The sequence below is a fragment of the Microbacterium umsixpiens genome (assembly GCF_053543675.1).
In genome coordinates, this window is the sequence record NZ_JBLVOH010000003.1 from 16,893 (window position 1) to 39,004 (window position 22,112).

The following is a 22,112-nucleotide window of genomic DNA, read 5'->3' on the forward strand; positions in this document are numbered from 1 at the left end:
CGCGGGACCTTGATCCGTGCACACGGTTCCCTGGACGAAGCTCTCGCGCTGTGGCAGACGGGGTCCGCCCGCCTGGCCGAGCTCGACGACGATGGTGATCGCATCGAACGTCTCATCGCCGAGCGTGACGCGGCGCGCGCCGAACTCGATGCGCACGCCGCCGCGCTGACCGCTGTGCGCACGGACGCCGCCGTCCGCCTCGGCGACGCCGTGACCGACGAGCTGCACGCCCTCGCGATGCCGGATGCGCGCCTCGAGGTCGCCGTCTCGGAGGGGGCCGAGAGCACCCACGGTCGGGACGACGTCGCCATCCTCCTCGCCCCGCATCCGGGTGCCGAGCCCCGCTCCGTCTCCAAGGGGGCCTCGGGCGGCGAGCTGTCTCGCGTGATGCTCGCCATCGAGGTCGTCATCGCGGCGACCGACCCGGTCCCGACGTTCGTCTTCGACGAGGTCGACGCCGGTATCGGAGGTGCGGCCGCCATCGAAGTGGGGCGGCGACTCGCCCGGCTCGCAGAGAAATCGCAAGTCATCGCGGTGACGCACCTCGCGCAGGTGGCGGCGTTCGCGAACAATCACCTGTCGGTCGTGAAGGCCAATGATGGCGCGGTCACGGCCTCGAGCGTGCGGCGTCTCGAGGGCGAAGACCGAGAGGCCGAGATGGCCCGTCTGCTGTCCGGACTCACCGATTCCGACGCCGCGCTGACCCATGCGCGTGAACTTCTCAGCCTCCGCGTCCCCACCGCCTGATAGGATCGAAGCCCGTGATGAACTCTTCTTCCGCGGCACCCAAGAACGACACGACCAAGCACATCTTCGTGACTGGTGGTGTCGTTTCGTCTTTGGGTAAGGGACTGACGGCGGCCAGCCTCGGCAACCTCCTCACGGCCCGCGGTCTGCGCGTCGTGATGCAGAAGCTCGACCCTTATCTGAACGTCGATCCCGGCACGATGAACCCGTTCCAGCACGGTGAGGTCTTCGTCACGGACGACGGCGCCGAGACCGACCTCGACATCGGCCACTACGAGCGGTTCCTCGACATCAACCTGTCCGAGGCCGCGAACGTCACCACCGGCCAGATCTACTCGCAGGTGATCGCGCGCGAGCGCCGCGGCGAGTACCTCGGCGACACGGTGCAGGTCATCCCGCACATCACCGACGAGATCAAGCGCCGCATGCGTCTTCAGGCCTCGGAGGACCCGCGCCCCGATGTGATCATCACTGAGGTCGGAGGCACGGTCGGCGACATCGAGTCGCAGCCCTTCCTCGAGTCCGCCCGCCAGCTGCGCCACGAGCTCGGCCGCGACAGCGTGTTCTTCGTGCACGTCTCGCTCGTCCCGTTCATGGGTGCGTCGGGGGAGCAGAAGACCAAGCCCACGCAGCACTCCGTCGCGGCGCTCCGTCAGGTGGGTATCCAGCCCGACGCGCTCGTGCTCCGCAGCGATCGCCCCGTGAGCGCGAGCAACCGCAACAAGATCGCCCTCATGTGCGACGTCGATGTTGAAGGCGTCATCAACACGGTCGACCTGCCGAGCATTTACGACATCCCGTCGACGCTCAACGACCAGGGGCTCGACTCGTACATCGTGCGCCGCCTCGGCCTCGACCAGGAGGCCGCGGAAGAGGTCGATTGGACGCGCTGGAGCAAGGTGCTGCACGCCGTGCACAACCCCAAGCACGAGGTCACGATCGGTCTGGTCGGCAAGTACATCGACCTGCCCGACGCCTACCTCTCCGTGACCGAGGCCCTCAAGGCCGGTGGTTTCGCGCAGGAGACCAAGGTCAACATCCGCTGGATCCCCTCGGACCTCTGCGAGACGCCGGAAGGCGCCCAGGAGCAGCTGGCCGAGCTCGACGGCATCTGCGTTCCCGGCGGCTTCGGCATCCGCGGCATCGAGGGCAAGCTCGGCGCCCTCAAGTTCGCACGCGAGCAGGGCATCCCGACGCTGGGCCTGTGCCTCGGCCTGCAGTGCATGGTCATCGAGTACGCACGCGATGTGGCCGGCATCGTCGGCGCCTCGTCGAGCGAGTTCGACCCGGAGACCGCCGAGCCCGTCATCGCCACGATGGCCGAGCAGATCGACATCCTCGACGGAGGCGACCTCGGCGGCACGATGCGCCTCGGTCTGTACCAGGCGACCCTCGCCGAAGGATCGCTCGCTCGTGAGCTGTACGGCGCGCCGGAGGCCTCCGAGCGGCACCGCCACCGCTACGAGGTCAACAACGCCTACCGCGACCGTCTGACGGACGCCGGCCTGGTTTTCTCGGGCCTCAACCCCGAGCTCGACCTGGTCGAGTACGTCGAGCTGCCGCGCGACGTGCACCCGTACTACATCGCCACGCAGGCGCACCCGGAACTGCGCTCGCGCCCGACCGCGCCGCACCCGCTGTTCCGCGGGCTCGTCGGCGCCGCGATCGAGCGTCACCGTGCGAGCGAACTGTTCGACGTGAGCGATGACGTCACGGCCGATGCCTGAGCCGATCGAGCCCCTCCGGGACGAGCCGTTCGAGCCGGAGGTGCTCCAGAGCGACCTCGTCTACGAAGGCAGGGTCTGGGACGTGCGCTCCGACCGCGTGCGCTACGGCGACGGCGAGATCGTGCGGCAGTACGTCGACCACACGGGCGCCGTGGCTATCCTCGCGCTCGACGACGACGGGCGTGTCCTGCTGATCCAGCAGTACCGGCATCCGATCCGTCATCGGGATTGGGAGCTGCCCGCAGGTCTGCTCGACGTCGAAGGGGAGGAGCCGCTCGCGGCCGCCCAGCGCGAGCTCGCGGAGGAGGCGGACCTGGTGGCCACCCACTGGGAGCCGCTGGTCTCCTCGTGGACCACCCCCGGCGGCAACGACGAGATGATCCACATCTTCCTCGCGACGGGCATCGCCTCGGCCGAGCGCCCGCACGACCGTGAGGACGAGGAAGCCGACATCCGCGTCGAGTGGGTGCCGCTGGACGATGCGGTGGAGGCCGTTCTCGGCGGCCGCATGCACAACGGCATCCTCACGATCGGCGTGCTGGCCGCGGCGCAGAGGCTCCGCGATCGGGGCTGAGGGATGCTGCTCGAGCGCGCCCGCGACGCGTACCTGCGTCATGTCACGATCGAGCGCGGTCTGAGCGAGCACACGATCGCCGCGTATCGGCGCGACCTCGGGGTCTACACGGAGTGGCTGGCGGCCGAAGGCATCACCGACACGTCGGCGGTCACGGCGGCGGTGATCGACCGCTTCATCGCGGAACGCGCCTCGGCCGAGCCGGCCCCGGCGTCGTCGAGTCTCGCGCGGCTGCAATCGTCGGTGCGGGGCTGGCATCGATTCCTCGCTCGGGAAGGAATCGAGATCGATGACCCGAGCGGACGGCTGCGTCCCCCCAAGGCCCCGCGTCGACTCCCGAAGGCGCTGACGATCGATCAGGTCGAGCGGCTGCTCGGTGCTCCGTCACCGGAGGATCCGATCGGCGTGCGCGACCGCGCGCTCCTGGAGCTTCTCTATGCCACGGGTGCCCGCGTGTCCGAGGCGATCGGGCTCGACGTCGACGACCTGGCACACGGCGATGTGCTGCGGCTGCGGGGCAAGGGGTCGAAGGAGCGCATCGTGCCGATCGGATCGTTCGCGCGCGCAGCCGTCGATGCGTATCTCACGCGCGTGCGTCCGGCGCTCGCGGCGAAGGGGCACGCGTCGGCCCGGCTCTTCCTCGGTGCACGCGGAGCACCGTTGTCGCGGCAGAGCGCCTGGCTCGTGATCCGGGCGGCCGCCGAGAAGGCGCAGATCACCTCCGAGGTCTCGCCGCACACGCTGCGGCACTCCTTCGCGACGCATCTGCTGCAGGGCGGCGCCGACGTGCGCGTGGTGCAGGAGCTGCTCGGGCACTCGTCGGTCGCGACGACGCAGATCTACACGCACGTCTCGGTGGACACCCTGCGAGACATCTACGCCACCTCGCACCCGCGCGCGCGGTGACGTCCGCCGATGCGGGACGGGCGCCGTGCCGCGTGCCGAGGCGGCTGAGGAACGGGCCGACCGGTACAATCGACCAAGCACGAAGGAGCAGGAGAATCGGTGGCTGAGAAAGTGGCGAAGTCCAGGGCGAAGGCGCAGAAGGCCGACGAGACCCCCATGGGACCCACCGGCCGTCCGTATCACGGGTTCGCGATCCCGGAACCGCTGAAGTCCCACGGCCCTGCACGCATCATCGCGCTGTGCAATCAGAAGGGCGGCGTCGGCAAGACGACGACCTCCATCAACCTGGCCGCAGCTCTCGCGGAGTACGGCCGGAAGGTGCTCGCCGTCGACTTCGACCCGCAGGGCGCACTGTCCGCCGGTCTCGGCATCCCGACGCACGACGTGCCGACGATCTATGACCTCCTGCTCGACACGAAGCGCGACGCGCATGACGCGATCGTGCACTCCAGCGTCGAGGGCCTCGACGTGATGCCCGCGAACATCGACCTGTCGGCCGCCGAGGTGCACCTCGTCAACGAGGTCGCCCGCGAGACGATCCTCGCCCGGGTCCTGCGCCAGGTCGCGGGAGAGTACGACGTCATCCTCATCGACTGCCAGCCCTCGCTCGGCATCCTCACGGTCAACGCCCTCACGGCCGCACACGGCGTGATCATCCCGCTCGAGTGCGAGTTCTTCGCCCTGCGCGGTGTGGCGCTGCTCATCGAGACGATCGACAAGGTGCGCGACCGGTTGAACCCCTCCATCACGATGGACGGCCTGCTGGCGACGATGTACGACCCGCGCACGCTGCACTCCCGCGAGGTCCTCGAGCGCGTGGTCGAGGCCTTCGGAGACGATGTGCTGGAGACCGTGATCGGCCGTACCGTGAAGTTCCCCGACGCCTCGGTGTCGGGTGTGCCCATCACCGAGTTCGCCCCCGAGCACGCGGCCGCTCAGGCATACCTGCGGCTGGCGCGGGAGCTGGTCGCCCGTGGCGCTGTCGCCTAGCGAGGAGTCCGTCGACGCGACGCTCGAGGAGAGCGCGGAAGATACGGTCGTGCCCGAGCCGGGCTTCCGGGTCTCGCTGTCCAACTTCGACGGCCCGTTCGATCTGCTCCTGAACCTCATCTCGAAGCACGAGATGGACATCACCGAGGTCTCGCTGAGCGCGGTCACGAACGAGTTCATCGCCTACCTCGGTCAGCTCGAGAACGAGGAGGAGCTGGACCAGGCGTCCGAGTTCCTCGTCGTCGCGGCGACGCTCCTCGACATGAAGGTGGCCGGGCTTCTCCCGCAGGGCGAATTGGTGGATGCCGAGGCCGTCGCGCTGCTCGAGGCGCGCGACCTGCTGTTCGCCCGCCTGCTGCAGTACCGGGCCTTCAAGGAGGTCTCGGCGTGGTTCTCCCGCTGTCTGCAGCGTGAGGACCGTCGGCACGTGCGCGCGGCACGCCTCGACGAGAAGCACCGTAAACAGACGCCCGAGCTCGTGTGGTCCTTGACCGTCGACGACTTCGCGGCACTCGCGCTCCTGGCGTTCGCGCCCAAGGAGATCCCGCACGTCGGCCTCGATCATCTGCACGCGCCGCTGGTCAGCATCCGCGAGCAGGCGGCGATCGTCGTCACGTTGCTGCGCGGCACGGAGTCGCTGAGCTTCCGCGAGCTCGTCTCGGGGGTGAGCGAGCCCGGCATCGTCGTCGCGCGCTTCATCTCGGTGCTGGAGCTGTACCGCCACGCGGCCCTGTCCTTCGAACAACTGGAACCGCTCGGCGAGCTCACGCTGCGCTGGGCAGCCGACTCCTGGTCGGACGAGACTCTTGCGACCCTGGGGGCCGACTATGACCGATGACATGACCGAGACCGTCGACGAGGCGACCGAGGCGACCGAGATCCCGCTGTCCGAGCGCATCGAGGCCATCCTCCTCATCGTCGACGAGCCGCTCGGGCTGGTGGCGCTGGCCGCCGCGGTCGGCTCCCCGGTACCCGCCGTGCGGCAGACGCTCGAGACGCTGGTCGACGACTACGACGGGAAGGGCAAGGGCCCGCGCCGTGGTTTCGAGCTTCGCGAGGTCGGCGGCGGCTGGCGTCTCTATGTGCGCGAGGACCTCGATTCGCTGGTCGCCGAGTTCGTCGGCGGACAGGCCCCGGCTCGACTCTCGCAGGCGGCGCTCGAGACGTTGGCGGTCATCGCGTACAAGCAGCCGGTGACGCGCAGTCAGGTCGCCTCCATCCGTGCGGTGAACGTGGACTCCGTCGTGCGCACCCTCCTCGCCCGTGGTCTCATCACCGAGCTGTTCGCCGACTCCGAGACCGGCGCGATCAACTACGGCACCACCGACGCACTCCTGCAGCACCTGGGCATCAACTCGCTGGACGAGCTGCCCCCGATCTCCCCTCTGCTCGATGACGGTGCAGACGGTTTCGACGAAGGGACCATCCGATGAGCGGCTTCGAGGCCTCCACCGACTCCGAGGGCGCCCCCGAGGGCATCCGTCTGCAGAAGGTGCTCGCCGGCGCCGGGGTGGCTTCGCGCCGCGTCGTCGAGCAGTACATCACCGAGGGGCGCATCCGCGTCAACGGCATCGTCGTCTCGGAGCTCGGCCGGCGCATCGACCCGGAGCACGACCTCGTCGACGTCGACGGCACCGCCGTGCAGCTGGACGTCTCCAAGCGCTACGTCATGCTCAACAAGCCCACCGGCGTCGTCAGCAGCATGAAGGACGAGAGCGGTCTTCCCGACCTCCGTCGCTTCACCGAAAACTACGAGGAGCGTCTCTACAACGTGGGCCGCCTCGACGCGGAGACCAGCGGTCTGTTGATCCTCACCAACGACGGCGCGCTCGCGCACGTGCTCGCCCACCCGTCCTTCGGGGTGACCAAGGTCTACATCGCCAAGGTCGAGGGCACGGTGCTGGCCCAGACGATCTCGAAGCTCACGAAGGGCATCGAGCTCGAGGACGGTCCGATCGCGGCCGACAAGGCGCGCCTGCTGGACACCTCGCGCGGGTCGAGCCTGGTCGAGCTGACCCTGCACTCCGGACGCAACCGCATCGTGCGCCGGATGCTCGCCGCGGTCGGCCACCCGGTCACCGAACTGGTGCGTCGGCAGTTCGGACCGCTCCACCTGGGAACCCTCCCGGCCGGGAAGACGCGGGAACTGACTAAAATCGAACTCGGCGCGCTTCTCACCCTGTCGCGCCGGGATTCCGGTGTCGCCGAGGCGCCAGGCGAGCAGGAGAACGAATGACCGATACGACGAGTGCGCCCACGGCGCGGAGGGCAGGTGCCGTCGCGCCGCGGCTCTCCGGCACCGTCCGCGTCGTCGGTGCCGGCCTGCTCGGGGCGAGCGTCGGACATGCGCTCCGGTCGAAGGGCATCGACGTCGTGCTGACGGATGCCTCGCCCGCGCAGCTCCGCCTCGCGGTCGACTACGGCGCCGGTCGCCTCGCCGCCGACGATGACGAGCCCGCCCTGATCGTGGTGGCCGTGCCGCCCGACGTCACCGCCGACGTGATCCAGGCCGAACTCGAACGCTTCCCAGAGGCCGTCGTCACCGACGTCGCCAGCGTGAAGCTCGAGCCGTTCCGCACGCTGCAGGCACGGGGCGTCGACCTCACCCGCTACATCGGCTCGCATCCGCTCGCCGGGCGCGAGCGCGGGGGAGCGATCTCGGCGCGCGCCGACCTGTTCGTCGGTCGGCCCTGGGTCGTGTGCCGTGACGAAGACACGAAGGCCGCCGATCTCGCTCTGGTCGAAGCCCTCGCGCTCGACGTGGGGGCCATGCCGCTCGAGATGACGCCGGAGGAGCACGACCGCTCCGTCGCGCTCACCTCTCACGTGCCGCAGGTGGTGGCGAGCCTGCTCGCCGGCCGTCTCGCGGATGCTGAGGAGGGCGCTCTGCGCCTCGCCGGCCAGGGAGTGCGCGACATCACACGCATCGCCGCCTCCGCCCCCGAGCTCTGGGTGCAGATCCTCGGCGCCAACGCCGGTCCCGTCGTCGAGATCCTGGACGCCCTCGCGGGCGATCTCGCCGACGTCGCCGCCGCGCTGCGTGAGCCGGGCGCTCCCGGTGCCCGGCGCATCGTCGCGGAGACGATCCGTCAGGGGAACGACGGCGTCGACCGCCTTCCCGGAAAGCACGGACAGAACCAGCGCTTCGAGTCGCTCATCGTCATGATCGACGACACCGCCGGTCAGCTGGGTCGCCTGTTCGGCGAGCTCGGAGAACTCGGTGTGAACGTCGAGGACCTCCGACTCGAGCACTCGCCCGGGGCCCAGTTCGGCCTGGCCGAGATCAGCGTCGACCCCGCTGCACTGCACGGGGCGATCACCGGGCTCCAGGAACGCGGCTGGCGGATTGCGGGGAACACCAATGACTGACACCACCACCCCGTCCGCGGCACCGGCTTCCGCGACCGACGCGCACAAGTTCATCGCCATCGACGGCCCGGCCGGTTCGGGCAAGTCCAGCGTGTCGAAGGCCGTCGCCCGCACGCTCGGTTTCGGCTACCTCGACACGGGCTCCGCGTACCGCGCACTCGCCTGGCATGTACTGGACCGCGGCGCCGACACCTCCGATGCCGAGGCCGTCCTCGCCGCCGCATCCGATTTCCCGGTGCGACTGGGGCTCGACCCCGACGACCGCACCGTCCGCGTCGGCGATGCCGATGTGACCGAAGCCATCCGGGACCCGCGGGTCTCCGGTGCCGTGAGCGGCGTGGCGCGCGTGCCCGCCGTGCGCGCCCAGGTGAACGAGCTGTTCCGCACGCTCGTCGCCGAGTCGTCGTACCCGGCCGTCGTGGTCGAAGGTCGCGACATCACGACCGTCGTCGCACCGGATGCCCCCGTGCGTATCCTCCTCACCGCGGCCCCCGAAGTACGGGCCGCTCGACGTGCCGGTGAACTCGCCGGCGAGAACGCGGCAGCTGTCGCCGCGGCGTTGCACAAGCGCGACGCCTCAGACAGCGCCGTCGTCGACTTCCTGAACGCCGCAGAAGGCGTCGAGGTCGTCGATTCGACGGAACTCGATTTCCCCCAGACCATCGACGCCGTCCTCACGGTGATCGAGCGAATCCAAGGAGCACACCGTGGCTGACGAAGAATACGAAGGCGGCCCCGACCAGCTCGCCGAGAAGATGGAACAGATCGACGAGCATCTCGCCGAGCAGCGGGCGGAGACGCTGCGCGCCGGGCTCGCCGACTACGACCTGGACGATGAGGACGCGGCGCTGCTCGCCGGCATCACTCTCGGCGAAGATGGCATCCTGTTCAGCCCGGCGCTTCCCGTCGTGGCGATCGTCGGGCGACCGAACGTGGGCAAGTCCGCGCTCGTGAACCGCATCCTCGGCCGTCGCGAAGCCGTCGTGGAGGACACCCCCGGTGTGACCCGCGACCGCGTGACGTACAAGGCCGAGTGGGGCGACCGGCGGTTCTCGCTCGTCGACACCGGTGGGTGGGAGCCCGACGCGCGCGGCATCGACCGTTCCGTCGCGATGCAGGCCGAGGTCGCGATCGACCTCGCCGACATGGTGCTGTTCGTGGTCGACGCGATGGTCGGCGCCACTTCGACCGACGAGCATGTCGTCAAGCTGCTCCGCAAGAGCGGCAAGCCGGTGTTCCTCGTCGCCAACAAGATCGACGATGCCCGTCAGGAGCCCGAGATCGCGGCTCTGTGGAGCCTCGGCCTCGGTGAGCCGCATCCGGTCTCCGCCATCCACGGCCGTGGTGTCGCCGACCTGCTGGACGCCGTGCTGAAGAAGCTGCCCGAGGTCTCGGCCGTCGCGAAGCAGGAGATCGGCGGACCGCGTCGTGTCGCCATCCTGGGTCGCCCGAACGTGGGCAAGTCGTCGCTGCTGAACAAGGCGGCCGGCGAAGAGCGCGTGGTCGTCAACGACCTGGCCGGCACGACCCGCGACCCGGTGGACGAGGTCGTCGAGCTCGGCGGGAAGATGTGGCGCCTGGTCGATACCGCCGGCATCCGTCGTCGCGTGCACATGGCGCAGGGGGCGGACTTCTACGCTTCGCTCCGCACCTCCGCGGCACTGGAGAAGGCCGAAGTGGCCGTCGTCGTGCTCGACGTGTCGGAGACGATCAGCGAGCAGGACGTCCGCATCATCGACCTCGTGCTGGAGTCCGGCCGCTCGCTCGTGCTCGCGTTCAACAAGTGGGACCGTCTGAACGACGACGACCTCGAGAACGCCGACCGCCGTCGTTACCTGGAGCGCGAGATCGAGCAGGACCTCGCGCACGTCGCGTGGGCTCCGCGCGTGAACATCTCGGCCAAGACCGGTCGTCACCTCGACAAGCTGGTTCCCGCGCTGGAGACGGCGCTGGAGAACTGGGACCGTCGTATCCCGACGGGCAAGTTCAACGCTTTCCTCGCGGAACTCGTCGCCGAGCACCCGCACCCGCTTCGTGGTGGCAAGCAGCCGCGCATCCTGTTCGGCACGCAGGCGTCGACGCGCCCGCCGACGTTCGTCCTGTTCACCACCGGTTTCCTCGACCCGGGATACCGTCGGTTCATCCAGCGGCGTCTGCGCGAGCTCTACTCGTTCGAGGGCACGCCGATCGTCGTCAACATGCGCGTGCGCGAGAAGCGCCAGCGCTGATCTGTTCCGGCGCATGTCGCGCCGTGGTGCCGAGGCCCCGATGCTGTGAAAGGCTGAGGGGGTGACTGTCGTACCTCCTGCCGCCGGTGAACCGCGTCGCCCCGAGGGGCCGCGGGATCCGGGCGACGCGTGGGTGGTCGCCGAGTCGGGGGAGCGGTACTGGGGGCGCTTCGGCGCTGCCGGTCTGCTGGCGTACGACCCTGCTCGCGGCATCCTGCTGCAGCACCGGGTGGCGTGGAGCCATTTCGGCGGCACGTGGGGATTGCCCGGCGGTGCGCTGCACGAGGGCGAGAGTGCGATCGTGGGCGCCATCCGCGAGGCGCAGGAGGAAGCGGGCGTGCCGGACGGCGTCGTGCGGCCTCGCTTCACGAGCGTCCTCGATCTGGACATCTGGTCATACACGACGGTCGTCGCTGATGTGCGCGTGCCGTTCGACCCGGTGATCAGCGATCCGGAGAGCGTGGCGCTCGAGTGGGTGCCGGTCGACCAGGTCGCCGAGCTGCCGCTGCATCCGGGTTTCGGTGCGTCGTGGTCGGCGTTGCGCGCGCTGCTCGAGGTGCGGCCGGTGGTCGTCGTCGACGCGGCGAACGTCGTCGGATCGGTGCCGGACGGGTGGTGGAAGGACCGCGCGGGAGCGGCCCGGCGGCTGCGTGCGCGCCTCGAGGGATTGACCGTGCCTGCCGCTGACCTGGAACTTGAGGGATCAGTATGGTTCCCGGAGGTGTCGATGGTGGTCGAGGGGCAGGCTCGCGGCATCGACTCCGGTTCGAGTGTGGTCTCCGTCATCCGCGCCGACGCCGCGGGCGATGATGCGATCGTCGCAGAGGTCGAGCGTCTGGTGGCCGCGAAGCACACCGTGGTCGCGGTGACCAGCGACCGGGGCCTGCGCGAACGGGTCGAGCACGCGGGTGCCGAGCATGTGCGATCGGCCGGATGGCTGCGCGATCTGATCGATCACTGACCCTGACGTCCCTCCGGGGGCCAGGGTTCATCCGCCGAACCGGCGTCAGACGAACATGACTCGTCGGGGTGGCGGATCGGTGTAGGCGCGTCCGAGCGGGCTGTGCCAGGTGATGGTGCCGTCTCGTTCCTGTTGCGCCGCCCAGCGATGCGGGTCGGGAATGTCGGGGTGCTTGAGGGTGTGGTGCGCGCGGCAGAGATGCCCGAGGTTGTCGATGCGCGTCTTCCCGCCCTTGGCATGGTCGTGCTGGTGGTCGATCTCGCAGCGGTTCACCGGCATGCGGCAGCCGGGGAAGCGGCAGTGCTGGTCACGAGCACGGAGGAACCGTCGCATGCCCTCGGTCGGGGTGTACGTATCGGTCTCGACGAGCATTCCGGAGGCGTCGAGGAACAGGCGGGTCCATCCGGTGTTCCACCCCGCGAGAGCGCGGGCGACGTCGGGGTGCAACGGGCCGTGCCCGTCGAGCTCGGCAGGTTGGTCATTGATACCGGCGAGCGTGGTCGCGGCGACCGTGACCTGGACGCGTCCCTGGATGCGACCGAGGCCGTCGCCGTGCGCGAGGGACGGGTCGCCGGCGAGGAGGAGGTCGGTGAGGAGGTCTGCCTGGATCTGCGCCCACGTGCGCGTGTCGGCAGGGATGTGCTCGATCTCGGGATCGGTGGCGAAGGTCTCTCCGTCGGCGCCGAAGATCCTCCCGTCGGTATGGGGGGAGGCATAGGCGTCGAAGGTCGGGTCGTCGAGCGCGAAGTCTTCGGGATGCAGAGCATCGATGTCTTCGTCCGACCACCAGGGCAGGAACTCGGGTACATGATCCTCCCGCGCTCGCACGACCTCCCGCGTCATCCGGCTCAGCCGGTCGGAGATGGCCGTCGCGATCCACTCGGGAAGCACGGCAGTGAGCAGCGCGAGGCCGTCGTCGAGCGACTTCACAGTCACGCAGCGTTCCTCGGCCGCTCGGCGATGCCGCTCGACGACGCTCTCGCCGATGAGTGCGCTGGCGACCTGTCGGGCGTGCGCGCGGGTGCGGGCAGCCGTGTCTTGCTCGGCGACGACGAGGACGGCCGTCTCGAACAGGGCCATGACGCCGGCATCGACCTTCTTGTTGCGGATGGCTTCGGCCACGAGCGCACTCGCGCGGGCGATCTCGCGGACATGGCCGGCGCTCAGGGAACCCGCGGCGAACGCCGCACGGACCGCGGGGAGGTGGTCGTGAAGCGCCTCTGCGTCGGCGAATGCGAAGTCCATCGACCCACGGGAGACACGACCGGCGGCGGAGAACTCCGCGATCATGGAGCGGTGAATCGCGTCGCGGTGGAACGGGCTCGCTGACACCTCGGCATCGTGAAGAGCGATCTGCTCCACCAGCAGCTCGGCGGCCTCCGCTTCGAGCGCGGCGATGCGCCGGCGCTTCTCGGCCCAGGCACCGAGCACGCGGCGTCGCTCCGCGAGTTCGAGGTCGATATCGGTCCGAGTAGTCATACCCCTATTCTAGAACAAATATTCGAAAGTGCGACGCGAGGATGACGGCATATCAATCCTCTGGGTCGTGGCTCCGCCCGCGCAGCTTGTCGATGTCCCGACGCTCCCGCTTCGTGGGTCGCCCGGCCCCGCGGTCACGCAGACCGAGTGCCGCCTGGGGCTCCCGTTCGGGCGTCTTGTCCTCGTAGGCGAGCGCCGCCACAGGAGCGCCGACTCGCTTGACGAGAAGCCGACGTACGAAGAGGATCCGGTCGAATCCGGCTATGCGGATACGCAGCTCGTCGCCCACGCGGATCTGCTGTGCAGCCTTCACCTTGTCGCCGTTCACCCGTACATGCCCCGCGCGGCATGCGGTGGTCGCCGCCGACCGGGTCTTGTAGACGCGGATCGCCCAGAGCCAGCTGTCGACGCGTGCGGCATCCATCAGGAAGCCCTCTTTCGCAGCGTGACCAGAGCGCCCGCGATGATGAGGCCTTGACCGAGCGTGTAGGTGAGCATCACGGCCGGGCTGCTCCACGCGGGGAGTCCGTCGGGGAGGAAGAGTCGGAACGCGAGCAGTGTGTCGCTGGCGAGGAAGAACGCTCCGCCGGTCGCGACCAGCGGGTGGCACCGCGCCGAGAATGCGGCCGTGCCGCCGAGGACGAGTCCGTAGAGGGCGACCGCGATCAGCAGGCCGCCTGTATGCGGGCCGAGGACCGCGATCATCGCCACCCACCAGAGTGCGTAGATCAGGGCCCACCAGGGCATCCGCCGCACGCTCAGCCGGCGGGCGAAGAGCAGGATGTATGTCACATGGGCGATGCCGAAGAACAGCAGCATGAGGGGGAGTTCCGGTGCCGCGGGGAAGAACGCGCCCACGCCATCCCCGAGCCAGGAGAAGAGCACCGCCGCGAGGAGCAGGACCAGGGTCATCGGCGGCTTGATCCACCGGGCAGCGGCCAGGACGGGGACTGCGAGCATCGGCATCAGTAGCAGCTTCGTCGGTCCGGCGAGCGGGCTTCCGACGGCGAGCAGGATGACGTGGAGAACGGAGACCGCGACGTAGGGGAGGAACGTCCAGGCGATGAGCGAGGACGGGGCGCGGCGCTGCATCTCCCCATCGTAGGCTCGGCCGATCGTCGGGCCGGCTGTCGGACGAGGCATACGCGGGCTCAGGATTCGACGGTGACCTGCTGGACGGCATCGTCGATGCCCAGGTGCACGGCCGGCCAGTACCCCTCGGGGAAGTGCTCGCCGCAGCTGTCGGTGAAGTGGAGGATGACCGTGCCGTCGGGGGTGGCCTCGATCGCCTCGAGTGCGAGATCGGAGGCGGCGTCCTCGAGGTCCTGAGGGTCGGGCTCGCCCGTGTTGAAGTTCGTGACCACGGCATCCGTCGCGATCCGGCGCAGCGTGTGCAGCCGCTTGACGACCTCGCGCGTGCGGGGGAGCAGCAGCGTGACCTCGTCGGGAGTTGTTCCCTCGAGCATGAGCTCGAGTTCCGTGCCCTCGACCGAGACCGTGCCGACGAACCAGTCATGCGTGAGCACGGAGCCGTCGGTGAGCTCGGAAGTGGCGCGGGTGAAGGTGCCGAGTTCGGGATCGTCGATGGTCGGGCTCGCGTCGCTCATGCCTTCACGCTAGTGGCTCGGGGGTGTGGTGCGATCATGGGGCCAGGTCGAGGGCGACGAGGGTGCGCCCCGGCTTGAGTGCGGTCTTCTCGGTGAAGCCGGCGGCGAGGAATGTGCCGAGCGTGCCGTGGAACAGATCGTTGGCCCGTTGCTTCTCGCCGCGTGTGTCGACCGGGTATCCCTCGATCAGTCGAGCACCGGATTCGCGGGCGTAGTCCACGGCGGCCTCTAGGAGCGCGCGGTTCAGCCCAGTGCCGCGGTGCTCCCGTCGCACGACGAAGCACGTGACTGCCCAGACGGATTCGTCGTCGAACGGCTCGGTGGTCGCCGCCGCGATGATGCGCGTGCGCGGGATGCGAGCCTGACGGGTGCGTGGCCCGATCCTGATCCACCCGGCTGCCTCGCCGTCGACGTAGGCGATGATCCCGGGCGGCGGCCCTTCGTCGATCTCGGCGCGGAACATCTCGGTGCGCTGCGGAGTCGTCGTCGCGTTCCAGCCCTTGTTGCTCAGCACGGGCCAGATGCACTGGCAGCTCGCGCCGTCACCGCCACCGGTGAGAGCATGCTGCACATCGTCCCAGCGGTCGGTCGTCGCCACCTCGGTCGTGATCGTCACCATGCACGCGACGGTACGCGCGGCATCCGACAACCCGCAACGGCTCGGTTCGCGGAGGGGCTCAGGTTGCGGCTAAGATAGGGGAGTTGCCTGCGCGAGAGTGCAGAACAACGGGCTGTGGCGCAGCTTGGTAGCGCACTTGACTGGGGGTCAAGGGGTCGCAGGTTCAAATCCTGTCAGCCCGACCACTTAGAGGCTCGGAATCACGCGGAAGTCGCGAGATTCCGAGCCTCCGTCGTATCCGTCGCCGTGCGTCGAGGCGCCCAATAGGCTGGGCACATGCCTGCGTTCTTGTATCCCGCATTGCCGGATCGCGGGGATGGGGCGCGGTTGGGTGGCGCTCCGCCATCGGTGATCGAGGCGCATCCGCTTCTGGAGACGCATCGGTATCTGCTGACTCTCGCCGCGGGCAGCGCATCGTGGACGGGTGGCCGCGAGGTGTCGGTGGTGCTGCGTGCCGGTTTCGGCATCGAAGACGAGGATGTCATCTATCCAGACATGGCGATGCGGGCGATCGTCCATGACCCCTCGCCGCGAGGCGGGCGGGACGACCTGGGGTGGCCGGGACTGCGTGCGACAGCGCTCCTCCAACGACCGGACGCCGTGTCCACACCGGCTCTGGTGCGGATCGATGACGAACCCGTCTTGATCCAGAGCGAGCCGGCGTTCGCTGATGCTGTGCGCGCCGACGGGCATCGCTTCCTCTTTCAGATCGATGAGGACGGGTGGCCTGTGGAGGGCGAGCTCGAAGACCTCATCGACGAGTATCTGTGGGGATACGGCTCGGTGTACTTCTACGGCACACCGGGCGCGGACGGGATCGTGCGCGACGTCGTCGCAGGCTTTCTCGATTTCTAGCCGAACGCGACAACAGCGCTGGCAGCTCGCGGCCCTCGAAGCGCGATCGATAAACTGCCACGGTGAGCACCGTCGAATATGAGGTCGTGACGCCGGACGGCGCCACCGACCCGATCTCTGCGGGGCCCCGCGATGACTGATCTCTCCGGAATCGACGGCGTACCGAATGGCCGGCTCACGTTCCGCGCGGTGTGGGGTGGTCCATCGCCGCAAGCGGGCTTCATCGAAGAGGTCGCGCGGATCAAGCAGCGCCTGCGCACGGTCGAATTCTCGTATCAGCTCGACCTCTTCCTGACGGTCGGAGGCGAGATCACGCCCGTGCCCGGGCCGTCCGGGTTGAACACCGCGGGTGTTCCTGTCGCGACGCACTGCCACGGGAGAGATCCGGATCAGCAACGACGATGTCAGCGCCGCCGCTGATCCCGTCGCCTTCCTGCAGCAGACGATCCACCAGGCGATCGCCGAGCTCATGAGTCGCATCGCTGCTCGTGACCCTGCCTTCGACGCGGACACCGAGCGGGAGAAGATCGCCTTCCTCGACGACGAGGCCACCGTCGACGCTCAGGCCGTTCCCGATGCGGAGACGCCTGCTGCCGGCACGCAAATCACCGAGTGCGACTTCTCGGGCGCGAACCTGCGCACGGTGAGATCGTTGCCGAACGCTCGGTTCGAACGCTGCATCTTCGACGGTGCCGACCTCAGCGGAGCCGACTTCTCGGATGCCACCTTCACGGACTGCACTTTCGTCGATGCCACCTTCTCCGCGGGCACGAGCTTCACCCGGTGCACATTTCTGAACACGTCCGTCGCTTTCAGGCTCGCGCGCGTGACACGCTCCCATCGTGAGGGCGAGCCGTTGCCGGACCAATGGGACGGCGAGGAGCACGCCGACGCCGCGCGTGAAGCGTACGCGCAGCGCTATGCGCGTGCCGCGGCCGCGGGACGTGCGGACATCTGCCCTTGGACCCGGACGCCGAGAGCTAGCGGCCTAGCGTCGTGTCAGGCATGCTGGTGCCGTCGAACAGGAGTCTCTCGACGACGTCGTTCCGTGCTGCCGGACGCGCGATGATGTACCTCAGCAGATCCTCGAAGTGAGAGAACGCGACCGCCGCTTCTTCGAACTCCGGCTCCGTTCCGTGGACGACAGCTCCATCGTCGCGCACTGCCAGGTACTCGTATCCGCCGCGGACGGAAAGCAGGATGGGTAGGTGGCGCTCCCAGAAACGGGCGACCGCGACCAGCTCATCATCCGTTGTCGCCGCCTGGATGCTCAGCTGCTCGAACTCGTTCCACGCGAAGGCATCCTCCGTGCCGGTCGAATAGTCGTGGCGGGACAAGAACCACACGGTCTCGTCTCCGTTCGACAGCTGTGAGAACGAGGACGCCCAGTCGACCACCGTTTCGGGTGCCGTGTGCAGCGCGGAGGGAACACCATCTTCCGTGGACAGCGGCGGCTCACACGTCCACCCGGCTTCCTGCAGGCATCCGGTGGCACGTCGGAAGAGTTCCGTCATGCTTCCAGGCTACCGAGCAGTCTCTTCAGGCAGACGGTCACGTGGTCGCGCCCGTGTTGGCCCATTCCAGTGTCGACAGCTTCGCCTCGATCGTCGCGAGGCCGATGTTCCCGCATCCGACCAGGGTAAGCCGGCGCAGTCGAGGGAGGTCGTTGACGGCGGCGATGCCGGTGATCTTCTTGCAGTACTGGATGTTCACGATCTCGAGTCGCTGGAGGGCAGCCAACTCGGAGATGTCACCCAGGGCGGTGAGATTCTTCAGCCGCAACGACTCCAACTGGGGGAGCACCCTGATCCCGGTGAGGCTCGTCAGCGTGCGCCCACCGATCAACCCGAGTCGGCGAAGCCCGACCGGTTCGACGAGGCGGAAGATCTCCTCGTCTGTGGGCACGTTCAACAGGTTCAATTCCTCCAGCGGGAGTTCGAGCGCCTGCCGCACATTGTTCAGAGATCTCTGCGGGTAGAGGGAGAGGGCCTGGAGCCGGGGGAAGTGCTCGTTCTTGAAACGGAAGGGTTCGCCGACGTAGAGGGTCTTCAGGTTCGGCACCACCACATCCGGCCACACCAGGGTCCGATCGCCGATGTGCACCGAGAGGTCTTCCAGACTCTCGGGGAGATCGCCCTGCCGCAGTTCGGTGACGATGGTGGGGAGGACCCTCCCCGGGCCGATGCTGAGGGCTTTCAAGCTCGTCATCGCCGAGATGATCTCCGGGAGACGGTCGATGGGCCCGTCCAGCGGAGACCACAGGTGCACATCGGTGATGCGCGACAGCTGCTCGGCGTCGTAGGGCTGGTCGTAGAACACGAGGTCCCTGTCCGGCACGTCGAACTGGTCCTGGTGCGCACTGTGCAGCACCATGGTCCGCTTGCTCATGATGTCCTCATCCATTCACCCGTGAGTCCGCGGCTGTCGTCCGCGCCGCGCAACTCAGATTAGCTGTGCGTGCTGTCGTCGCTCCTGCCGCGCCGGGCCGGTCCCGCAGCGCCCGCGCACGCGTCGCGCGCATCCGGCTCGTCGGGATAATGGAGGGGTGACGTTGACTCAGGAGGTCGTGACCTACGACGGTTTGCCGGCCTCGGCGGGAGGCGCGCATTCGCTTCGCACCAAGAACCCCCGCACTGCCTGCGAGAGCGTTCAGGCTTTTCTCGACGCCGCCGTGGTGACCATCGGCGCGCCGGAGATGTCCTTCCAACTCTGGGCCGGAGGGCCGCCCGACGAAACCGACCGTCTCGAATCGTTCGCGGCCGCGCACCTCGGGGGACCGCAGAGCCGGCAGCGCACACACACCGAGTGGCGGGTTCGCTCAGATGACGTCGATGCCGCGCTCGACACCCTGAGTGGTGCGGGTTCGGGAGCGGTGACCGGCCACGGTCATCCGCTGGCCTCGCTGGTCTGGAACGCGCAGGTCGCTCTGGTCGACCCCGCGACAGGATCCCCGTACGAGGGGATGGACGCCGACGCGTTCGGTGGGTTCGCGGTGGATGGCTACGGGCGCCTCCTCGGCGCGTCCGGCGTGCGTGCCACGTTCGGCACGACAGCCTCCTCCCTCTCGCTCTGGCTCGCGTTCCCCGCCGACGACCGGTTGCACGGTGCTGCCGCCCACGTGCAGAAGCACCTGCTCTTCCGTCTGTCGGCGAAGCACTGGCGCCGGTGGCGTGCCACGAAAGATGGGCAGTCGTACCGGGCGACCAAGATCACGTCACCGCTGGTGTCATGAGCGCACCGTCGAAGCTCCACCGGCTCTGCGTCTTCCTGACACCCGCGGATGAAGAACAGTTCAGTGACGCGGTGCGAACCAGCCTTCCCGCGGTGCGGTTCGTCGACGCAACTCAACAACCCGAGACACGCACCCCGACGTTTCGCTCCTCACTGAGCGAGTGCGCGGGCCCTCACGTCACCCTGGTGGACACGAGCATCGTCTCCGAGAGCATGTTCCATCGTGACTACGTGGTGCCTCACCCCTCCGGTCGGGGGTGGGTGTACGCGATCGTCGGCGCCGGCCTCGCGAGCCTCGTGCGGTCGCGCTCCGACGATGACGGTCTGCGCAACGGCGAGTTGCGGGCATCCGTGCCGGAAGATGAAAGCCGCACCGCCGAGTACGTCCGTGAACTGATGCGTGTGGCGCGCACCGGTGGGAGGGGCGTGTTCGCGGTCGACCCGATGACGAAGAGCGTGGCGCCGCGGGCGGAGAGGAACTTCGTCGCCTGGCCGGATGCCGCAGCCCGTTTCGGGGCGAAGGATGCCCCGTCGCTCACGAACGGCCCCACGGCCTGGTTCACGGTCGAGCGCTGACGAGCCGACCGCGAGGGATCTCAGAGGCGGACGGCGGGCAGCGGTTCGACGTCGTGGCCTCGGGCGCCGAATGATCCGCGCGCCCGCGCCTGGATCAGAGGCAACGCTTCGGAGAGGCTTCCGCCGAGTCGGTGGAGCGAATCGAGCGAGCGGGACTCCCAGACGGCGAACTCCCCGTCCGGGGTGCGCGACGAAGTGTCCCACAGCAGCGCGTCACCGTTCTCGCTCCACCCGAACACTCGCAACGACACCGGCCGCGACCAATCGCCATCGGGCTCGACCATCCACTCGAACTCCTCTTCCTCGCCCTCCCGATACGCGGAAAGAAATCGAGCGGTGAGGTTCTCCCCACGCCCCTGAAGGCCGTCGGCGAAGCCGGGAAGAACGGGTGGATAGATCAGCCAGAGGCCGAAGAGTCGAGCCCAGCCCGCACGCCGGATGAACGCACGATACGACTCGGGAAACCCTCCTCCGTCCGGAAAACGGTACGAATCGAGAAGCTCCAGATCGACGTGTTCGAGAGTCGGACGACCGTTCACCGTCAACGTGTGAGGCATGGATCGACTCTACGAGAAGGGTCCTGGTGGTGAGGGATTCAAGGCAGGAGCACGATGCGCCCGAGCACCTCGCCGGTATCCATGAGTCGGTGCGCCTCGGCGGCGGCGCTCAGGGGCAGGGCGTCGTGAACCAACCGCGGGTTTAGTGCTGTTTAGCATTATGGTGGCGAGCGAGGGTACAGGATCGCTTGCTAGACAAGGGGATGCGCGAGGATCCCACGGGCATTGACTTAACGAAACAAAACCGGTTTACTGATCGTGCCCGGCCTCCCGTAAGCGCCCGGTCCCGACAGCAAGGAAGCCGTCACCCGAGCTTCCGAACGAAGGAGTTTCTCGCAATGAAGCGTTATGCAGGTGTCCTCGCCCTGGCCGCCCTCGCCCTGCCCCTCGCCGCCTGCGGCTCGACCGGTGGCGGCGACGCCCCCGAGAGCGCAGAGCTGACCTCGGGCCCGATCACGATCTGGTACTCCACGAACGAGCAGGAGATCGCCTGGGCGGAAGCCGTGGTCGAGGCCTGGAACGCCGACCACCCCGATGAGAAGGTCACGGCCGCCGCGATCCCGTCCGGCAAGTCGTCCGAAGACGCGATCGGCGCGGCGATCACGGCGGGTAACACGCCGTGCCTCGTCTACAACACGGCCCCGGCCGCGGTGCCGGCCTTCCAGAAGCAGGGTGGTCTGGTCAACATCTCGACGACCTTCGACGACGGGGAGTCGTTCATCACCGAGCGGTCGGGGGCCGCGGCAGACGGCTTCCGCTCGCCCGACGGCGACCTGTACCAGGTGCCGTGGAAGGCCAACCCCTTCATGCTCTACTACAACAAGGACGTCTTCGCGGCGGCCGGACTCGACCCCGAGAACCCCGAGCTGGCGACCTACGACGACGTGATCGCGGCCGCGGCGGCGATCAAGGAGAGCGGTGCCGCCGACTACTCGCTCTACCCGCCTGCGTCCGGCGACTACACCAACGCGCTCTTCGACTTCTATCCGTTCTTCCTCGCCAACTCCGGCGGCACCCAGCTGGTGAGCGACGGCGCCGCCGCGTTCACCAGCGATGAGGGCCTCGAGACCCTCGAGTTCTGGAAGACCCTCTACGCCGAGGGCTACTCCTCGGCCGAGGCGTACAGCGGCGACGCCTGGGCCGGTCCCTTCGCCGACGGGGTGTCGGCCATGGGCATCGCGGGCCCGTGGGGTGCCGGAGCGTTCGACGGCAAGGTCGACTACGGCATCGTGCCTCTGCCGACCGCCGACGGCACCGCGCCAGCGGACACCTACACGTTCGGCGACTCGAAGAACGTCGGGCTCTACACCTCGTGCGAGAACAAGCAGACCGCCTGGGACTTCGTGAAGTTCTCGATGGACGCCGACAACGACCTCGCCCTGCTCGAGACCACCGGGCAGTTCCCCATCCGCGGTGACATCGACGCGATCGCCGGCGACTTCCTGGCCGGCGACCCGGTGCTGTCGACGTTCGCCGCCTCCGTCCCGCTCACCGTCGACGTGCCCAACGTCGCCGACGCGACCGAGATGTGGCAGACCTTCCGCGACGCGTGGGGTCAGGCCGTGCAGGCCGGCGAGGGCGATCTGAAGGAGACCTTCTCGACGGCCGCAGACAAGATCGACGCCCTGATCGCCCAGGGCTGATCGATCCGAGCATTCCCCGGCCGATCACCCCGGGGTGCGCGCG

Annotated in this window: 26 protein-coding genes and 1 tRNA gene; 19 read left to right on the forward strand and 8 right to left on the reverse strand. The window is 68.4% G+C overall.

What is annotated here, in order from left to right; all coding sequences use genetic code 11:
• The 12 genes from ACNPM4_RS00240 to ACNPM4_RS00295 all read left to right on the forward strand — a co-directional run.
• The coding region (locus ACNPM4_RS00240; protein WP_473965294.1) for a DNA repair protein RecN at positions 1 to 747 on the forward strand (747 nt) is incomplete at its 5' end.
• 17 nt (positions 748 to 764) lie between these two features.
• Positions 765 to 2,474 carry a CTP synthase gene (locus ACNPM4_RS00245; RefSeq protein ID WP_448984293.1) on the forward strand — a complete coding sequence of 570 codons (1,710 nt, stop codon included), beginning with the start codon at positions 765 to 767 and terminating at the stop codon, positions 2,472 to 2,474.
• Positions 2,467 to 3,048: an NUDIX domain-containing protein gene (locus ACNPM4_RS00250; protein ID WP_417506184.1), complete on the forward strand. Its 582-nt coding sequence runs from the start codon at positions 2,467 to 2,469 to the stop codon at positions 3,046 to 3,048. Before ACNPM4_RS00245 ends, ACNPM4_RS00250 begins: the two co-directional genes overlap by 8 nt.
• A 3-nt stretch (positions 3,049 to 3,051) precedes the next feature.
• Positions 3,052 to 3,954, forward strand: a complete 903-nt coding sequence (gene xerD / locus ACNPM4_RS00255; RefSeq protein ID WP_029261486.1) for a site-specific tyrosine recombinase XerD — start codon at positions 3,052 to 3,054, stop codon at positions 3,952 to 3,954.
• A gap of 156 nt (positions 3,955 to 4,110) precedes the next feature.
• Positions 4,111 to 4,944 (forward strand): ParA family protein, encoded by an 834-nt coding sequence (locus tag ACNPM4_RS00260; protein ID WP_167381670.1) that lies wholly within the window; start codon positions 4,111 to 4,113, stop codon positions 4,942 to 4,944.
• Positions 4,928 to 5,782 carry a segregation and condensation protein A gene (locus ACNPM4_RS00265; protein ID WP_029261488.1) on the forward strand — a complete coding sequence of 285 codons (855 nt, stop codon included), beginning with the start codon at positions 4,928 to 4,930 and terminating at the stop codon, positions 5,780 to 5,782. Before ACNPM4_RS00260 ends, ACNPM4_RS00265 begins: the two co-directional genes overlap by 17 nt.
• Positions 5,772 to 6,377 (forward strand): SMC-Scp complex subunit ScpB, encoded by a 606-nt coding sequence (scpB, locus tag ACNPM4_RS00270; RefSeq protein WP_448984295.1) that lies wholly within the window; start codon positions 5,772 to 5,774, stop codon positions 6,375 to 6,377. The genes ACNPM4_RS00265 and scpB overlap by 11 nt, the downstream gene beginning before the upstream one ends.
• The gene (locus ACNPM4_RS00275; protein ID WP_448984296.1) at positions 6,374 to 7,180 is read left to right on the forward strand and encodes a pseudouridine synthase; all 807 of its coding nucleotides are present in this window, start codon (positions 6,374 to 6,376) and stop codon (positions 7,178 to 7,180) included. Before scpB ends, ACNPM4_RS00275 begins: the two co-directional genes overlap by 4 nt.
• The gene (locus ACNPM4_RS00280) at positions 7,177 to 8,313 is read left to right on the forward strand and encodes a prephenate dehydrogenase (RefSeq protein ID WP_448984297.1); all 1,137 of its coding nucleotides are present in this window, start codon (positions 7,177 to 7,179) and stop codon (positions 8,311 to 8,313) included. Before ACNPM4_RS00275 ends, ACNPM4_RS00280 begins: the two co-directional genes overlap by 4 nt.
• Complete coding sequence (cmk, locus tag ACNPM4_RS00285) at positions 8,306 to 9,028, forward strand: (d)CMP kinase (RefSeq protein WP_051662566.1); 723 nt, start codon at positions 8,306 to 8,308, stop codon at positions 9,026 to 9,028. Before ACNPM4_RS00280 ends, cmk begins: the two co-directional genes overlap by 8 nt.
• 40 nt (positions 9,029 to 9,068) lie before the next feature.
• Complete coding sequence (gene der / locus ACNPM4_RS00290) at positions 9,069 to 10,541, forward strand: ribosome biogenesis GTPase Der (protein ID WP_448984312.1); 1,473 nt, start codon at positions 9,069 to 9,071, stop codon at positions 10,539 to 10,541.
• A 61-nt stretch (positions 10,542 to 10,602) separates the two neighbouring features.
• Positions 10,603 to 11,502, forward strand: a complete 900-nt coding sequence (locus ACNPM4_RS00295) for an NUDIX domain-containing protein (protein ID WP_448984298.1) — start codon at positions 10,603 to 10,605, stop codon at positions 11,500 to 11,502.
• Positions 11,503 to 11,547: 45 nt separating this feature from the next.
• On the opposite strand, the gene ACNPM4_RS00300 is transcribed toward ACNPM4_RS00295, so the two are convergent.
• Genes ACNPM4_RS00300 through ACNPM4_RS00320 form a run of 5 tightly spaced genes read right to left on the reverse strand, consistent with a single transcriptional unit; the run spans position 11,548 to position 15,207 of the window.
• The gene (locus ACNPM4_RS00300) at positions 11,548 to 12,981 is read right to left on the reverse strand and encodes an HNH endonuclease signature motif containing protein (protein WP_448984299.1); all 1,434 of its coding nucleotides are present in this window, start codon (positions 12,979 to 12,981) and stop codon (positions 11,548 to 11,550) included.
• Between the two features lie 52 nt (positions 12,982 to 13,033).
• A complete protein-coding gene (locus tag ACNPM4_RS00305) occupies positions 13,034 to 13,405 on the reverse strand; it encodes an RNA-binding S4 domain-containing protein (RefSeq protein ID WP_448984300.1) in 372 nt (123 codons plus the stop codon).
• Positions 13,405 to 14,073 (reverse strand): lysoplasmalogenase family protein, encoded by a 669-nt coding sequence (locus tag ACNPM4_RS00310; protein ID WP_448984301.1) that lies wholly within the window; start codon positions 14,071 to 14,073, stop codon positions 13,405 to 13,407. The genes ACNPM4_RS00305 and ACNPM4_RS00310 overlap by 1 nt, the downstream gene beginning before the upstream one ends.
• A 59-nt stretch (positions 14,074 to 14,132) precedes the next feature.
• Positions 14,133 to 14,588, reverse strand: coding sequence for a hypothetical protein (locus tag ACNPM4_RS00315; protein WP_448984302.1), 456 nt, complete (start codon positions 14,586 to 14,588; stop codon positions 14,133 to 14,135).
• Between the two features lie 34 nt (positions 14,589 to 14,622).
• The gene (locus ACNPM4_RS00320) at positions 14,623 to 15,207 is read right to left on the reverse strand and encodes a GNAT family N-acetyltransferase (protein ID WP_029261499.1); all 585 of its coding nucleotides are present in this window, start codon (positions 15,205 to 15,207) and stop codon (positions 14,623 to 14,625) included.
• Positions 15,208 to 15,315: 108 nt separating this feature from the next.
• Here ACNPM4_RS00320 and ACNPM4_RS00325 point away from each other — a divergent pair.
• The 4 genes from ACNPM4_RS00325 to ACNPM4_RS00340 all read left to right on the forward strand — a co-directional run bounded on the left by ACNPM4_RS00325 (position 15,316) and on the right by ACNPM4_RS00340 (position 17,131).
• Positions 15,316 to 15,392, forward strand: a tRNA-Pro gene (locus ACNPM4_RS00325).
• A 91-nt stretch (positions 15,393 to 15,483) separates the two neighbouring features.
• Positions 15,484 to 16,062: a hypothetical protein gene (locus ACNPM4_RS00330; RefSeq protein WP_448984303.1), complete on the forward strand. Its 579-nt coding sequence runs from the start codon at positions 15,484 to 15,486 to the stop codon at positions 16,060 to 16,062.
• Between the two features lie 132 nt (positions 16,063 to 16,194).
• Positions 16,195 to 16,482, forward strand: coding sequence for a hypothetical protein (locus ACNPM4_RS00335; RefSeq protein ID WP_448984314.1), 288 nt, complete (start codon positions 16,195 to 16,197; stop codon positions 16,480 to 16,482).
• 49 nt (positions 16,483 to 16,531) lie between these two features.
• Positions 16,532 to 17,131 (forward strand): pentapeptide repeat-containing protein, encoded by a 600-nt coding sequence (locus tag ACNPM4_RS00340; protein ID WP_448984313.1) that lies wholly within the window; start codon positions 16,532 to 16,534, stop codon positions 17,129 to 17,131.
• Here ACNPM4_RS00340 and ACNPM4_RS00345 read toward each other — a convergent pair.
• Both ACNPM4_RS00345 and ACNPM4_RS00350 read right to left on the reverse strand, forming a co-directional pair.
• Positions 17,043 to 17,576, reverse strand: a complete 534-nt coding sequence (locus ACNPM4_RS00345) for a hypothetical protein (protein ID WP_448984304.1) — start codon at positions 17,574 to 17,576, stop codon at positions 17,043 to 17,045. The genes ACNPM4_RS00340 and ACNPM4_RS00345 overlap by 89 nt on opposite strands.
• A gap of 37 nt (positions 17,577 to 17,613) precedes the next feature.
• Positions 17,614 to 18,450 (reverse strand): leucine-rich repeat domain-containing protein, encoded by an 837-nt coding sequence (locus ACNPM4_RS00350; protein WP_448984305.1) that lies wholly within the window; start codon positions 18,448 to 18,450, stop codon positions 17,614 to 17,616.
• 157 nt (positions 18,451 to 18,607) lie between these two features.
• Here ACNPM4_RS00350 and ACNPM4_RS00355 point away from each other — a divergent pair, with 157 nt between their 5' ends.
• The gene (locus ACNPM4_RS00355) at positions 18,608 to 19,294 is read left to right on the forward strand and encodes a hypothetical protein (protein WP_448984306.1); all 687 of its coding nucleotides are present in this window, start codon (positions 18,608 to 18,610) and stop codon (positions 19,292 to 19,294) included.
• Positions 19,295 to 19,479: 185 nt separating this feature from the next.
• On the forward strand, positions 19,480 to 19,869 hold the full coding sequence (locus tag ACNPM4_RS00360; protein WP_448984307.1) for a hypothetical protein: 390 nt from the start codon (positions 19,480 to 19,482) through the stop codon (positions 19,867 to 19,869).
• A gap of 20 nt (positions 19,870 to 19,889) precedes the next feature.
• Here the strand turns inward: ACNPM4_RS00360 and ACNPM4_RS00365 are convergent, their stop codons facing one another.
• Positions 19,890 to 20,426: a hypothetical protein gene (locus ACNPM4_RS00365; protein WP_448984308.1), complete on the reverse strand. Its 537-nt coding sequence runs from the start codon at positions 20,424 to 20,426 to the stop codon at positions 19,890 to 19,892.
• 338 nt (positions 20,427 to 20,764) lie between these two features.
• Here ACNPM4_RS00365 and ACNPM4_RS00370 point away from each other — a divergent pair, with 338 nt between their 5' ends.
• Positions 20,765 to 22,069 carry an ABC transporter substrate-binding protein gene (locus ACNPM4_RS00370; protein WP_448984309.1) on the forward strand — a complete coding sequence of 435 codons (1,305 nt, stop codon included), beginning with the start codon at positions 20,765 to 20,767 and terminating at the stop codon, positions 22,067 to 22,069.
• Positions 22,070 to 22,112 lie beyond the last annotated feature (43 nt).